Origin of the sequence: Bacillus sp. FSL R5-0523 (assembly GCF_037975295.1) — a bacterium.
Taxonomy (GTDB): Bacteria; Bacillota; Bacilli; order Bacillales; family Bacillaceae; genus Bacillus; species Bacillus subtilis.
On record NZ_CP150251.1, the window covers coordinates 3,247,143 to 3,262,274 of the forward strand.

Sequence of the window (15,132 nt, forward strand, 5' to 3'; positions counted from 1 at the left end):
GACGGAATCAAATAGAAAAATTGTATTTTCAAAGCCGAATAAAAAAAATCCCGGCTTCGAACCGGGATTTTTTCATACAGTAACTAGCTCTTTTTCATTTTTAATCAAGTCATATGTCAAGCATACAGGTTTATTTGTACGGGGATCAGTCATGATTTCGGCATCGATCTGAAATACTTGCTTCAAAATGTCTGGTGTCATGACCTCTAGAGCAGTTCCTTCCTTGATGACCGTGCCTTTTTTGAGCACGATCATATAATGAGAAAAACGAGCTGCATGGTTAAGATCATGAATGACCATTAAAATCGTCCGCCCTTGCTCTTTGTTGAGTCTGTCAAGCAGCTGCAGAATTTCAAGCTGATGTGCAAGATCAAGATACGTTGTAGGTTCATCCAGCAGAAGCAGTTCCGTCCCTTGCGCAAGCGCCATGGCAATCCACACGCGTTGACGCTGTCCGCCTGACAATGCCTCAATCGGCCGTTCAGCATATTCAGCCATGCCTGTTTCTTCAAGCGCCCATTTGATAATCCGGCGGTCTTCGTCATTTAATCTGCCGAATCCTGATTGATGCGGAAACCTGCCGTACGACACCAATTCGTGCACTGTTAGGCCGCTCGGCGCTTCAGGTGTCTGTGGAAGAATCGCCATATCTTTCGCAATGTCCTTTGTAGACATTTTATGAATCGCTTTGCCGTTTAAATAGACGGCACCTGCATGTGAACGCATAATTCTGGACATTGTTTTTAAAATCGTTGATTTCCCGCAGCCGTTCGGGCCAATTAAGGTGGTAATTTTCCCTTTAGGAATCGATATATTTAAATCCTCTACAATCACCCTGTCGCCATAACCTATTCCAAGCTGTTCCGTTGATAATGAATTCATATTCGGCCCCCTCCTCTAATTCGCTTTCATCAATAAATAAATAAAGTAAGGCGCACCTAGCACGGAAATGACAAGTCCGACCGGAATTTCTGATGGTGCCAATACATTTCTCGCCAGCGTATCAGCAAGCAAAAACAGGAATGAGCCGATGAAGGCGGAGACCGGTATCAGCGTCTGGTGACGTGGACCGGTCAGCCTTCTAGCCACATGCGGCGCGATCAATCCGAGAAACGCAATGCCCCCCGCAGCTGCCACGCATGAAGCGGCAAGAGTGACCGCTGCCAGAAGAAGAATCCGTCTTTCCTTTTCAACAGCGGTGCCCAGCCCGGTCGCCAATTGGTCTCCGAGCTGCATAATGTTCAAATAGCGCGCCTTATATAAAGTAAACAGAAGCAAGATCACAATCCAAGGGAGAATCGCCCAGATCATATTCCAGTTCGCCCCCCATATTGAGCCGGATATCCAAACCGCGGCTTGCATAAAATCATGAGGGTCCATCTTGAGCTGAAAAATCAGCAACAGGGCATTGAATCCGGCATTCACCCCTATGCCGACTAAAATCAGCCGAATCGGTGTCACGCCTTTTTTCCATGCCAGAATATAAATGAGAAACGCAGCGAGGATTGCTCCTGCCAAAGCACTGAACGGCAGCATAAATGTTCCGAAAAAGCTTAGATCTGAAGCTGACCCTTGAAAAAAGTATATAAAAAGCACTACAGCAAGTGAACCGCCGGCGTTAATTCCGAGAATACCAGGCTCGGCAAGTTCATTTTGAGACACGCTTTGCAAAATGGCTCCAGCTACGGAGATCCCTGCTCCAACAAGCAAAGAAAGGATGATCCGAGGCAGCCTGAACTCAAATAAGACAAGTTCATCACGCGCCGTTCCTTGGCCGAAAAAGACCTGAAGCGTTTTAAGCGGTGCAATTTTGATAACGCCCAAATTGAGACTGATAAAAAAGACCACCACGATGAGCAAAAAGGTCACAGCCATTACAACGAGCGGTTTGTTTGTTTTTGTTTTCATTACAGCCCTCTCCTTTCACGACGTGCCAAATAAAAGAAAAAGGGAACGCCGATCAGAGAAGTCAGCGCGCCGACAGGCGTTTCAAAGGGCGCATTTACGAGTCTGGCCGCTATGTCAGCAAAAACAAGCAAAACAGCACCGAGCACCGCCGAGCAAGGAATGATCCACCGATAATCCACACCGACCAAAAAACGGGTAATATGCGGAATGATCAGCCCGATAAATGCAATGGTGCCGGCAATGGAAACCGCAGCTCCGGTCAGAATTACTACAATAAGCATGCCAACCAGTTTCACCGCTGATGTATATTGTCCAAGCCCTTTTGCCAGATCGTCACCGAGACTTAACACTGTCACAGACCGCGCGATGAAAAACGCGAGCGTTAAACCGACAGCCCCTGCAATAAGCAAAAGCTGGACCCCTGACCATTTCACACCCGCTACCCCGCCTGCGTACCAAAAGCTGATATCCTGAGCGACATCAAAGCGGATTGCAATGGCAGTTGAAATGCCGGTAAAGAAATAAGTAACTGCCGTACCCGCCAGAGCAAGCTTTACAGGCGTAAGTCCGCCCCTTGAAAACATGCCGATGCCCATTACCGTCGATGCCCCCAGCCCCGCTCCCGCAAAGGACCATAGCACAAGCCCAATTGCAGAAAGTCCGGGAAAAAAGGCAAACGCAATCGAAACAGCAAACGCAGAGCCTGATGTCACACCCATAATCGAAGGCTCTGCCAATGGGTTTCTCGTCATCCCCTGCATGATTGCTCCCGACACTGCCAACAATGCGCCTACAAGCGCGGCAGCCACCGTTCTCGGCAGCCGAAGATCATGTATAATTTGGTGAGATGTCTTTGTCGGCTGATAATGAAAAATGGCGTCCCATACAGTGCGCAAATGAATATCCGCTGCACCGAGGGATATGGATAAAAATGCGCCAAGGCAAAGCAGGCATAGACCTGCAATAAGGACGATGACCGCGCCATATGTCCTTGACGTCCATTGGATTTCTTCTGATGCAGTCTGTATATTTTTATGTTGACTCAACTGCCGTACTTCCTTTCTGTTACTGATAATGATTATCAATTGCTGTTTCAGTATATCACTTTTTTCAGCTGATTTAATAGAGTGTTTTGAACAAAAATGAAAATGCATTTGCAAAAATATCGTGTCAACCGGCACTTGCAGTGGTATAATCACAGATGATAATGATTCTCTTTTTCATCTATTTTTTAGAAAGAAGGTATGAGATATGACCCATATATACAAGAAACTCGGAGCCGCGTTTTTTGCCCTGTTATTGATTGCAGCGCTGGCAGCCTGCGGGAATAACTCAGAAAGCAAAGGTTCTGCCTCTGATTCAAAAGGCGCAGGAACCTTTACATACAAGGCTGAAAACGGAAATGTAAAAATCCCGAAGCATCCTAAACGGGTGGTTGTCATGGCAGACGGCTATTACGGCTACTTCAAAACACTCGGCATCAATGTTGTCGGCGCGCCTGAGAATGTATTTAAAAACCCTTACTACAAAGGAAAAACCGACGGCGTCGAAAACATCGGAGACGGCACTTCGGTTGAAAAGGTTATTGATTTGAATCCTGACCTGATTATCGTCTGGACAACACAGGGCGCTGATATTAAAAAGCTTGAAAAAATTGCGCCGACTGTCGCAGTAAAGTACGATAAGCTCGACAACATCGAACAGCTGAAAGAATTTGCAAAAATGACGGGAACTGAAGATAAAGCTGAAAAATGGCTGGCCGAGTGGAATAAAAAAGTTGCGGCCGCTAAAACAAAAATCAAAAAAGCGGTCGGTGACAAAACCATTTCCATTATGCAAACGAACGGAAAAGACATTTACGTATTCGGTAAAGACTTTGGAAGAGGCGGAAGCATCATTTACAAAGACCTCGGCCTGCAGGCTACAAAGCTGACAAAAGAAAAAGCCATTGACCAGGGGCCAGGTTATACAAGTATTTCATTAGAGAAGCTCCCTGACTTCGCCGGGGATTACATTTTCGCGGGCCCATGGCAATCAGGCGGTGATGATGGCGGCGTATTTGACAGCTCCATTTGGAAGAACCTGAATGCCGTTAAAAATGGCCATGTATACAAGATTGATCCGATTGGCTTCTATTTCACAGACCCGATTTCATTAGAAGGACAACTGGAGTATATTACGGAAAGCTTGACTAAATAAACAAAAGAGCCGCCTGCCCGCGGCTCTTTTGCTTATTTATAGGGAACGGCTCAATTTGAATCATATCGGATATTTTCTTTGAGCCATTCATATTAAGCTGCATCCTCATCGCGATCAGTTTTTTTATGCTGGAGAGACTGAAAAACGTTTTTTGCATATTTAACGAACGGATTCCTAACAGGAGAAATTGTGATTTTATAAAAAAGACACCTGAGCAAATCAGGTGTCTTTTCATTATGCTTGTTTTTCTTTCTGGAACTTTTTACTCACAAATGGATAAACGATCAAGCCGACAAAGAATAAACCGATGCCGAGGATAAATGTCGTTAAATCTGCTGTGCCTGTTACGATAACAAACACGGAGTATGCACACGCCAGTATTGCGATCAATCCGTCTCTTACACGGGAGCCTTTCAGCTGGTCATACGTTTCACCTTTGATGACTACCTTCAAGCTGTAGATTGCAGATACCAGATACGGAATTAAATATGCGAGTGTAGCCGCTGTCGTTAAAAATGTAAATGCGTCACTTATTGTCCGGGAAATAACCGAGAAAATGAAGACCTGTGACATGACGTTTGTAATAATGAGTGCAATGACCGGACTTCCCTTTTTATTCGTTTTTGCAAAAAATGCCGGGAAATCTCCTGCTTTAGCTGCTTGGTATGGCACCTCAGAGCCAAGCAAAATCCAGCCGAGCATCGTTCCAAATAAACAAAGGATAGCCAAAAGCGCCATAATCACGCTTCCCGCGTTTCCAACAATCGCATAGAGTACATCAACAAATGGTTTTTCAGAGCCGACAAGCTTATCATGCGGCAGAACACCCATCGTAATCAAAGTCACAATAATATATATGCTCAAGGCAATCAGCAAGCCGGTAATTGTCGCACGTTTCACATCACGCTGAGAGCGCGCACGGCCGGACAGGATCACCGCGGATTCAATTCCGACAAACGCCCACAGTGTAGAAATCGCGGCGTTATGAACCTGGCCGCCAATTCCAATGCTTGTGCCGTTTTCTCCTTGAACCGGGAAATAAAAATGACCGAATAATGCCGTTTGAAACACAAATAAACCGGCAACGATAAAGAAGACAAAACCTAATACTTTAGAAAGCGTTGTGACAAAGTTTAATTTACTTGCGCCGTTAATGCTGGCAACAAGAATCGCGTGCGTTCCCCATAACAAGATCGTACATACGGCAAACGTCAGTAATTGGCCGAGTGTCACCTCTTGCCCGCCGATCGAAAACATCTCACGTTTATCAACCAAGATCGGGAAGAACGAAGTCAAGTAACCGGCGAGACTTGTGATGATCGCCACGTTACTGATCCAGCTCGCCACCCAGTAGCCCCACACCATTGTGAAACCGGCAGCGTTGCCTTTTTTCGGGTCAGAAAACAGCGCTCTTGCATAACTTTGCGGTCCCGCTGTCAGTTCAGGCTTGCGAATGGACAAGTGTCCGAACACAAGTGCAATCATCAGCACGCCGGCACCTGTCAAAAGCCAGGCGGACGTAGCTCCAAACGGACTCGCAATTGAAGCAAGCGAGCTCGGCAAGGAGAAAATTCCTGATCCAACCATATTTCCAACGACAAACGCCGTTAATAACCAAAAACCCCATTTTTTTGTCTGTTCCATTCCAGTACCTCCATGATTCTTTGTACGGACCAGACCCCGAGATCATATAAACGCAAAAAAAGCCTGAACAAAAGTCCATGCTTAAAGAAACACACACCCTTGATCTCCGGATAGCCCTCCGCGAAAAAGCACGCGGCAGTCCTGCACTTATTCAGATACAGTCCCAGCATAGAGAAGGATCGGCTTTCTCCACACTTCGGCGCTGATGCCTTTTACACATGTTTAACAGCTCCTGTCAGCCTGGCATGTGTGACTTATCATCCGCGCAACCTCTACCTCACTGAGAAAGAGTGAGGATTTAATTATTCAGTTACTCCCAGAAGGTTATCAAAGAAAGGATGATCTGTCAAAGGGAACAGATGGAAAATACGGATAGAGCCAAGCTCTATCCGCATGTGGTTATCGATTATTTTTCTTTTTTTGCACAGCTTCTTGAAGCGGATCATCTTTTAGAGCTGAACCAGCATCTTCAAGAGCTCCTTGGATTACGTTTTTTTCTTTTTCGGAACGTTTTCCTTTATCTTTATTAAAGAAACCCATTCGTATCACCTCTTTTAAAAAATAGGTACATGTTTAAGATGCCTCTTTCATGAAAAATTATGCGGGATATTTTTTATCGTCCAAAGTCCTGTTGATCAAACATACATTCTCTTGATATATTTGTAATTCAGAGATTTTTTGCAAAAGATAAAAGGAGAAGCGGCAAATGACAGGAAAAACACACATCATGGGAGGCATCGCTTCTTGTACGGCAGCGGCTTATTATTATGGATTTGATCCAGTGCTTATGGCTGCGTCAGGCGCGGTTGGAGCATTAATACCCGATATCTGCCACACACAAAGCAAAATCGGGAGAAGATTTCCTATTTTATCGAAAGTGGTCAGCTCCGTTTTTGGCCATCGCACCTTTACACACAGCTTGCTGTTTATGCTCATCATGTTTTTTATCACTTCTACATACATTCCAGATAAAAACATATCAGCCGGCCTGATGATCGGAATGGCGAGCCACTTGATTCTTGACGCTTGGACGGTGAACGGAATCAAATTATTATTCCCTTCAACGATCCGCGTTCGGCTTCCATTATATATGAAGACAGGCAGTTTTTCTGAGCAGCTCGTGCTAGCCGGCCTGACCCTTGCTTCATGTTACTACTTTTATATGCTGTTTCATGGGCGCATGTTTTAAACATGAGTGCTGAGACTTGTCTGAACCGGCTGTTTTTAGTAGGTTTTACTTAAGAAGCATTTCATGCAGATGATCAAGAAAACGTGAGGAGTCATATTGATGAAAGGAACCTTTTTTCACAATCAGCGGTTTTTATGTTTTTCGATCTTATTTATGTGGATCAAAACGTATGTGATATATAAACTCGGCTTTGATTTGCAAATCGATACTCTGTTGGAGGAGCTAATGCTGCTGGTCAACCCGCTCAGCTTTATTCTTCCTTTATTCGGGATCGGCCTGCTTCTGAAAGGAAACAAGCAGCGGGCTTTTTTGCTGATTGCCAATTTGGTTCTGACTGTTATCTTGATCTCTAATACGATTTTTTACGGCTTTTATATCGATTTTATTACCATTCCGGTTTTATTTCAGGCCAGCAACATGAGCGATATGGGCAGCAGTGTAAAAGAATTGTTCCATCCTCTGTTTATCGCCCTGTTTGTGGATTTGGTTTTTCTGCTGCTGTTCGCCAGAAAAACCAAACACCCACAGACAAAAGCCGCTCCCCGCACGATCAAACGGTACTATGCAGCTTCCTGCGGCATGCTTTTATGCACACTGGCACTTGCAGAAGTACAGCAGCCGAAGCTTTTGGCACATTCTTTTGACCGGGAAATGCTAGTCAAAAGCATCGGCCTGTTTCAGTTCCATATTTACGATACAATTTCTCAGACTGTTAATATCAGCGCGAAAGCTTTTGCCGATGAAGACAGTATAACTGCCATTAAAAACTACACAGAGGCTGATTACAGCAAGCCTGATCAAAGCAAATTCGGTCTTGCAAAGGGGCGCAATGTCATCTTTGTAACACTTGAATCGACCCAAAGCTTTGTTCTGAATGAAAAAGTAAATGGAAAAGAAATTACCCCATTTATGAATGATCTCATTAAAAAAAGCTATTCCTTTGATCATTTCTATCAGCAAACAGAACAAGGCAAAACATCAGATTCAGAATTTATCGTCGCTAACTCACTGTATCCTTCCCTTAGTGGCGCCGTCTTTTTCACGAAAAGCGACCATCAATTTCATACGATGTATAAATCGCTGAAGCAGCACGATTATTATTCAGCCGTCTTTCATGCTAACCATAAAACATTTTGGAACAGAGATGTCATGTACGATACATTTGGCATTGACCGCTTTTTTGATGTTGATGATTTTCATGTCACTCCCGGGACATCGACAAGCTGGGGCTTAAAAGACAAAGAATTTTTAGAGCAGTCCGCCGAAAAGCTGAAAAGCCTGCCGCAGCCGTTCTACAGCAGTTTTATCACGTTAACGAATCATTTTCCGTTTGAGATTGATGAAAAGGATCAGCTGATAGATGAATTCGATTCAAGCAGTGATCTGTTAAACCGCTATGTGACCACGGTTCGCTATGAGGATGAAGCATTGAAGCATTTTATCAAAAAACTGAAGGACGAAGGCTTATACGAAAATTCGATGATCGTATTTATGGGAGATCATTACGGCATTTCTGAAGCCCATAACGAAGCAATGGCTGAGTTTTTAGGGAAAGGTGAAATCACACCGTATGACAACGTTCAGCTCCAGCGGGTGCCGTTTATCATACATATCCCGGGAATCACCGATCAAAAGCCGGAAACCATCCCTGATGCCGGGGGACAGGTCGACGTCAGGCCGACGCTGATGCATTTGCTCGGCGTTGAGACAAAAGGCGATATCCAATTCGGCAATGATTTGCTGTCCAGCGACCGCACTCCATTCGCCGTTCTGCGAAACGGCAGCTTTATTACGAACGATTATATATACACAAAGAACACGTGCTATAGCCAAAAAACAGGTAAAGTGCTGGAAGATCAGGATGCGTGCCTCCATTACAAGGAGAAAGCAAACGAAGAACTTTCTCTCTCTGATAAAATTTTAAATGGTGACCTGCTCAGGTTTTCCGAATAAAAAAATCCCTCTATCAAGAGGGATTTTTTACGTTTCCAACATCACCTTGCCAGTCAGCTTCGTTTCATAGCCGTTTAAATGAGACAAATTCGCCTTGTAGTCCTCAGAATTCAAAATCTCCTTCACGACTTTCAGCAGTTGCTCATGTTTTTTCAAAACAACGATATCATATTGTTCGTCGATGAGCGGGATAAAATCAACACGACCCATATGTGCCGCGTGTTGCGCCCCGATTCCCGCGTCAGCCTGTCCGCTTGAAACTTGTGAAGCGGCAGCGTAATGATCAGTCACGATATCGCTATATCCCACTACATCAGCTGGATTCACACCAAGCAAGCCAAGCTGTTCATCAAGGAGCACCCTTGCGCCAGAACCCTTTTCCCTGTTGATGATCCGGATATCGGCTCTTTTCAAGTCTTTCCAGCCTTGAATGTTTTTCGGATTCCCTTTTTTCACATACAGTCCTGCTTTGCGGAGAACGACATTGATGAGACAAAACGGTTCACCTGTCAAAATCCGTTTTACATAAGGAGTGTTATACTGGCCCGTTTCAGCATCGTACAAATGGAGGCTGACAATGTCACACTTGCCTTGATACATATCAATCAGGCTGTTTAAGCTTCCTTTGTATTTACGGAGCGGCGTCTCCTGAATGGCATTCTCCAAATGCTTGCTGAGAAGATCCATCGAAATGTCCTGTCCGCTGATCATGACATTCGGTCTGCCGTCCGGCTCAGCCTCCTGCACCTGTTTCGGCGCTTCTGTTGCAGCGATGGGCTGATACATTCTCATATTCGTTTTATATTGCTTTAAATCTTCTTCATCCACACGCATCTGCCTTCCGACACGATAAGCAGGCAGCACGCCTTTTTTAATCAAATCATAAACGGTCAGCTTTGATACCTTCAGCAGACCTGCAACTTCTTCTATCGTATAGGAAGAGGTTTCATTCATCATCATCACTCTCCTATTTTATTATACCTTTTCGCCGAATGTAAAAAAACCCACATAAACCAAACATAATCAGTTATAATTAGTTATATCTAATGATAAGGGGTGCAATCATGTTTAAGAAGTATTCTATTTTCATCGCAGCCTTAACTGCTTTTCTCCTTGCAGCAGGCTGTTCTTCAAACCAGTCTTCAACGGACAGCGAGAAAAAAGTAACGTTAACCATCTCAGCTGCCGCCAGCGCGCAGGATGCACTTGAGGAAATCCAAAAAAATTATGAAAAAGAGCATCAAAATATTACCATCCAAGATAACTATGGCTCATCCGGCGCCTTGCAAAAACAGATTTCTCAAGGAGCAGGAGCAGATCTGTTCTTCTCAGCTGCTGAGGATAAATTTAAAAAGCTGGTGGATGATGGAGATATCGCAAAAAAAGACAGCACTGATTTAGTCGGTAATGAAATTGTGCTGGTCGTACCGAAAAACGGGGATTCACCTGTGACAAGCTTCAGCAATCTGGCTGAATCAGAAAAAATCGCCCTTGGCACTCCGGAATCCGTACCGGCAGGAGCTTATGGGAAAGAATCACTGACAAAGCTGTCTTTATGGGACAAAGTGAAGGATAAAATTGTGTATGGAAAAGACGTTCGCCAAGTTCTTTCTTATGTTGAAACCGGCAATGTAGACGCAGGTGTTGTTTATAAAACAGATGCCCTGGTCTCGAAAAAGGTCAACATTATCGACGAGGCAAAAGCAGATACACACAGCCCAATTGTCTATCCGTTAGGAATCGTAAAAGATACAAAACACCGTAAGGAAGCGAAGGAATTTTACGAATACCTGCAATCTGATGAAGCAATGAAAGTATTTGAGAAATATGGCTTTACTGCCGAGTAGCATAAGCGCTTCAGAATTTTTCACACCCGTTGTGCTTTCCTTTCAGGTGGCAGCAGTTGCCGGAATTGTTGTCATTATTCTCGGAACACTTGCTGGAGCATGGATGTCACGGGCATCATTTTTCGGAAAAACGGCACTCGAAACATGTTTTATGCTTCCGCTCGTTCTTCCGCCTACTGTTGTCGGTTTTATTTTGATCGTCATTTTTGGAAAGCACAGCTTCATCGGACAAGCCATCGAGTGGATCTTCCGGCAGCCTGTCATTTTCACCTGGTGGGCCGCTGTGATCGCCTCGGCTGTTGTAGCCTTTCCGCTTATGTATCAATCAGCCAAAACCGGATTTGCTGACATTGATCCCGATATACAAGGTGCGGCAATGGTAGACGGCGCTAGCAGATGGAAAGTGTTTATCCATATCTCCGTCCCGCTTGCCTATCCTTCGTTACTGACCGGAAGCATCCTCTGCCTTGCGCGGGCGCTCGGAGAATTTGGCGCAACACTCATGTTTGCAGGAAACATCCCCGGTGTTACGCAAACACTGCCGACGGCGATATATGTCGCATTGGATTCCGGCAACAATACTCTGGCTTGGGCGTGGGTCGTCTGTATTGTTGTCATTTCCTTTTTGATGCTGTTTTTCATTCAACAGAAAAAAACGCACTAAAAAACTCCCCGTAACGGGGAGTTTTTTGATTAAAACAGAAGCTCATCAGGATTTGGGCCGACACGCTCATCTTTGTTTAATGCGTCAATTTTGTCCATGTCTTCTTGAGACAATTCGAAATCAAAAATATCAGCGTTTTCAATGATACGGTGTTCTTTAATGGATTTTGGAATGGTTACAACTTCATGCTGCAGATCCCAGCGCAAAATCACTTGAGCCACAGATTTATTGTGTTTTTCAGCAATCTGTGTCAGCACTTCGTTATCCAAAAGCTGTCCCTGCATGAGCGGAGACCACGCTTCCAGCTGAATGCCTTGCGCTTTGCAGTAATCTCTTAATTCTTTTTGCGTCAAACGAGGGTGAAATTCAACTTGGTTCACCATCGGTTTGATTTCAGCATCTTTCAACAGCTCTTCTAAATGATGAACTTGGAAGTTGCTGACGCCGATCGCGCGGATTTTGCCATCTTTGTACAGCTTTTCAAGCGCGCGCCATGTATCTTTAAATTTATCTTTGCCAGGCCAATGGATCAAATATAAATCTAAGTAATCAAGCTGCAATCTTTCCAGGCTTTTTTCAAAGGCAGCAAGCGTTGTTTCGTAGCCTTGATCTTCATTCCACACTTTTGATGTGATGAAGAGCTCTTCTCTTGCCACACCGGATTCTTTAATCCCGATGCCAACGCCTTCTTCATTTTTGTAGATCGCTGCTGTATCAATGCTGCGATAGCCATTTTTAATTGCCGCTTTCACTGATTCAGTCGCTTCATTACCATTTTCTACTTTAAAAACACCCAGACCGAACCAAGGCATTTCAACTCCGTTATGTAACTTTACAGTATCTTTTAAACTTGTTGGCACTTGAACATCCACCCTTTCACTGAAATGTAAGCGTCTATATTATCTCACATTCCTCTCAGCCGATACCAATAATACGCTTAAGACCCTCTTTTTGCTTCTTTTTTCACATAACAGGCAAATCCAAACACTATTTTTTTCCTATTTTAACAATATTGAGATTACAAATACATTGGGCAGGGTATGCGTTTAGTGTAACCAAATGAAAACAAAGGAGGAAACAACTTGAAACGTATTCGTATCCCAATGACACTTGCTCTTGGTGCCGCTTTGACAATTGCCCCTTTGTCCTTTGCTTCCGCTGAAGAAAATCCTGCTCCGAAGATGTCGCAGACAACTACTGCTGGAACAACTGCCGCTGATGTAGGTTTAAACGTCAACCTGGATGTACTTGGAATTGCCAACCAGATCGCTGATGCCATCAAATCCGCACAGAATAGGGATGGCTTTGTGAAAAACCTCATGGAGTCTTCCTTCTACGCGTCCGGCCAAAAATATAACGTCATGGTCTTTAATTTAAGCCAGGAATATGAAGATCATTTGAACGGTGTGCAATTTTACGGCTCAGCCGTTTACGACGGCATTACGTATGGCATTTGGGTATTTGAAGACGGAACCTTTACAAACAAAGGCGATGGCGGCTGGATCAACTGGGCCTTCAGAGGCTGGTTCGACCGGGATGGCAGCACTGTCGCATTTCATCGCCCTTAATATAAAAAAAGCTGGCGCTCTAACGCCAGCTTTTTTGCTGCATTTATTCGCCGCCTTCAAGCATGGCGGCTTCGACATCATTAATGTATTGGCGAAGCTCATGGGAGATGTCCCGGGAAATTTCTCTTTCCTCGAAAAGTGTTTGAATTTCATTTCTGATCGCCTGTACAGCCTTCAGCTTCACTTCCAGCTTCTGATTTTCAAAATGGGCGCTTGATTTCAGCTCATGATGGCTGTGCTCCAGCCTGAAAATTAACTGTTTATAGAATGTAATGACAGATAAAAACACTTCTTTATGCTCTTCCGTCTTGTGTTTTTCCAGATATTCTATCGCTGCTTTTGCCGTTTTCACTCTTGTTGCCCGTATCAATCCCGCTTCATTTAAAATCGACATCTCCGGCTTTTTATGTTCACCGAAGAAAATCCAATACATCAGCCTCTTGAGCCTTGTTTTTGATAATCCGACTTTAAACGGGTTCGCATACAAAATTTCCAACTCGTTAAATCGTTCTTGCAGCACATTTGCTGTTTCTTCCGGGATGTCTCCCCGCTCCAGCATTTTCATCAGCGCCTCTTGCTCTGCCTTAACCCCTTGGGCACGGACTTTACGCTCGTGCTTTTTGATGCGATTAGACGATGTATACTGCTGAAAACGAAGATTTTTCATTTTCTCATTGTATTCAGCTATCACCGCAAGAGAGGCCGTTTTGTTTGTCTCATTCATGTCCTCTTTAATCGTTTGAAGGGCTGTTTTGATCAATTTGCGTCTCGCCGTCAGCAGCTTCTTGTTTCGTTCCTCGTCCTCTTCTTCTTTTTCAGTCAGAATCGGCAGCACAACGGTAGCAATGACAAGCGTGCATAAAATGACGCCGGCTGCTAAAAAGAGAATCAGATTTCTTTCCGGAAACGGCGTGCCGTCCTCCAGGAAATACGGAATGGAAAAAGAACCTGCAAGCGTTACTGCTCCACGCACACCGGAAATCGAAATTAACAGCGTCGAACGAAGACCCGGTTTATAGATGTTCTGATCTTTATTAAAGAACCATTTGCCGTTCCAGAAGAACAGCACCCACAGGAATCTCAGGAGCATTAACGTAAATGTGATGACTAGGATATAGCCGATCACCTTCATGTTGCTGATGGCAGTGTCGTTAAAGATAACAGAAATAACATCAGGGATTTGCGTGCCGAGAATAACGAAGACCAGGCCGTTCAAAATAAATAAAATAATGTTCCACGTACTTGAGGAGACGATTTGCAGCTTGATCATCGTAGATTCCAGACGATCCTGTTCAACCGCATGGGTAATACCGCCAGCCACAACTGCTAAAATGCCGGAAACGCCGATTTCTTCAGCTGCCAAATAAATCACAAACGGCGTCAGAATTTGAATCAGCATATGCATCGTGACATCCTGCATGCCAAGGCGGCGCAGAAATAGGCGAAAACGAATAATCAAAAATGAAATGACAACCCCGCACAGCAAGCCTCCGAGAGAAATAAAGACAAAGCTGACAGCCGCTTGTGCTAATGAAAATGCACCAGTCACTGCCGCTGCAATCGCAAACTTAAAGGCCACCAGACCTGATGCGTCATTCATCAGCCCCTCACCTTCCAGCAGGCGAAGAATCCCTTTTGGCATTTTCACTCTTCCTGATAATGCGCTGACAGCGACGACATCAGTCGGTGAAAGAATGGCCGCAAGTCCAAAGGCCGCTGCCAGCGGAATAGCAGGAATCATCCAGTGAATCGTGTAGCCGCCTACAATCACAGTCGCAAATACAAGGCCGAGTGCAAGCAATAAAATCGGAGCCCTTAAATTCCAAAGCTCTGCCCGCGGTGTCCTCTTTCCATCATTAAATAGCAGAGGCGCGATAAACAGAACAAAAAACAATTCGGTGTTTAATTCAAAATGAAGTCCCTGTGGAAATGAGGCGGCAAGAATCCCAAGAGCCACTTGAATCAGCGGCACCGGAATAAACGGAATAAACCGGTTCACGATATTAGAAATCGCAATAATCGTTAATAATACGAGCACAACTAAAAATATGTCCAAATGCATGACCTCCTTCGTCTGTTGTGTGTCGGCATGATGAGCCAAAAAATCTGTTTGTCTAAAAGCCCTTGAGCTAGGGTGGCCTTGCATCCGCTATGTGGTTT

14 protein-coding genes and 1 riboswitch are annotated in these 15,132 nt (G+C 44.5%); of the genes, 6 read left to right on the forward strand and 8 right to left on the reverse strand.

Features of this window, described 5'->3' with window-relative positions:
• Positions 1–72: 72 nt before the first annotated feature.
• From NYE53_RS16725 to NYE53_RS16735, 3 genes are read right to left on the reverse strand one after another with little or no spacing between them, the layout of a single operon-like run.
• Entirely contained in the window at positions 73–882 is an 810-nt protein-coding gene (locus NYE53_RS16725; protein WP_339245739.1) for an ABC transporter ATP-binding protein, read from the reverse strand.
• 15 nt (positions 883–897) lie between these two features.
• A complete protein-coding gene (locus NYE53_RS16730; RefSeq protein ID WP_003228452.1) occupies positions 898–1,908 on the reverse strand; it encodes an iron ABC transporter permease in 1,011 nt (336 codons plus the stop codon).
• Positions 1,908–2,954: an iron ABC transporter permease gene (locus tag NYE53_RS16735; protein ID WP_339245742.1), complete on the reverse strand. Its 1,047-nt coding sequence runs from the start codon at positions 2,952–2,954 to the stop codon at positions 1,908–1,910. The genes NYE53_RS16730 and NYE53_RS16735 overlap by 1 nt, the downstream gene beginning before the upstream one ends.
• Before the next feature lie 205 nt (positions 2,955–3,159).
• Between NYE53_RS16735 and NYE53_RS16740 the strand changes: the two genes are divergently transcribed.
• Positions 3,160–4,107: an iron-hydroxamate ABC transporter substrate-binding protein gene (locus tag NYE53_RS16740; RefSeq protein ID WP_339245744.1), complete on the forward strand. Its 948-nt coding sequence runs from the start codon at positions 3,160–3,162 to the stop codon at positions 4,105–4,107.
• Between the two features lie 234 nt (positions 4,108–4,341).
• Here the strand turns inward: NYE53_RS16740 and NYE53_RS16745 are convergent, their stop codons facing one another.
• Both NYE53_RS16745 and sspJ read right to left on the reverse strand, forming a co-directional pair.
• Complete coding sequence (locus tag NYE53_RS16745) at positions 4,342–5,751, reverse strand: amino acid permease (RefSeq protein WP_003228445.1); 1,410 nt, start codon at positions 5,749–5,751, stop codon at positions 4,342–4,344.
• A gap of 103 nt (positions 5,752–5,854) precedes the next feature.
• Positions 5,855–6,034: riboswitch (Lysine riboswitch) on the reverse strand.
• 116 nt (positions 6,035–6,150) lie between these two features.
• Positions 6,151–6,291 carry a small acid-soluble spore protein SspJ gene (gene sspJ / locus NYE53_RS16750; RefSeq protein WP_003221612.1) on the reverse strand — a complete coding sequence of 47 codons (141 nt, stop codon included), beginning with the start codon at positions 6,289–6,291 and terminating at the stop codon, positions 6,151–6,153.
• A 166-nt stretch (positions 6,292–6,457) separates the two neighbouring features.
• On the opposite strand from sspJ, the gene NYE53_RS16755 reads away from it, so the two are divergent.
• On the forward strand, positions 6,458–6,940 hold the full coding sequence (locus tag NYE53_RS16755; RefSeq protein WP_017696394.1) for a metal-dependent hydrolase: 483 nt from the start codon (positions 6,458–6,460) through the stop codon (positions 6,938–6,940).
• A gap of 99 nt (positions 6,941–7,039) precedes the next feature.
• A complete protein-coding gene (locus NYE53_RS16760; RefSeq protein WP_339245748.1) occupies positions 7,040–8,893 on the forward strand; it encodes an LTA synthase family protein in 1,854 nt (617 codons plus the stop codon).
• Between the two features lie 27 nt (positions 8,894–8,920).
• On the opposite strand, the gene NYE53_RS16765 is transcribed toward NYE53_RS16760, so the two are convergent.
• Complete coding sequence (locus NYE53_RS16765) at positions 8,921–9,847, reverse strand: substrate-binding domain-containing protein (protein ID WP_339248565.1); 927 nt, start codon at positions 9,845–9,847, stop codon at positions 8,921–8,923.
• A gap of 110 nt (positions 9,848–9,957) precedes the next feature.
• Here NYE53_RS16765 and modA point away from each other — a divergent pair, with 110 nt between their 5' ends.
• Both modA and modB read left to right on the forward strand, forming a co-directional pair.
• Positions 9,958–10,740, forward strand: coding sequence for a molybdate ABC transporter substrate-binding protein (gene modA / locus NYE53_RS16770; RefSeq protein WP_326144439.1), 783 nt, complete (start codon positions 9,958–9,960; stop codon positions 10,738–10,740).
• The gene (modB, locus tag NYE53_RS16775; protein ID WP_339245753.1) at positions 10,712–11,404 is read left to right on the forward strand and encodes a molybdate ABC transporter permease subunit; all 693 of its coding nucleotides are present in this window, start codon (positions 10,712–10,714) and stop codon (positions 11,402–11,404) included. Before modA ends, modB begins: the two co-directional genes overlap by 29 nt.
• Positions 11,405–11,433: 29 nt before the next feature.
• Here the strand turns inward: modB and pgoN are convergent, their stop codons facing one another.
• Positions 11,434–12,264, reverse strand: coding sequence for a glyoxal/methylglyoxal reductase (gene pgoN / locus NYE53_RS16780; RefSeq protein ID WP_327841312.1), 831 nt, complete (start codon positions 12,262–12,264; stop codon positions 11,434–11,436).
• 222 nt (positions 12,265–12,486) lie between these two features.
• On the opposite strand from pgoN, the gene yvgO reads away from it, so the two are divergent.
• Positions 12,487–12,972, forward strand: a complete 486-nt coding sequence (gene yvgO, locus NYE53_RS16785) for a stress response protein YvgO (RefSeq protein ID WP_003243913.1) — start codon at positions 12,487–12,489, stop codon at positions 12,970–12,972.
• A 43-nt stretch (positions 12,973–13,015) separates the two neighbouring features.
• Here the strand turns inward: yvgO and NYE53_RS16790 are convergent, their stop codons facing one another.
• The gene (locus NYE53_RS16790) at positions 13,016–15,028 is read right to left on the reverse strand and encodes a Na+/H+ antiporter (RefSeq protein WP_015714699.1); all 2,013 of its coding nucleotides are present in this window, start codon (positions 15,026–15,028) and stop codon (positions 13,016–13,018) included.
• Between the last annotated feature and the right edge of the window lie 104 nt (positions 15,029–15,132).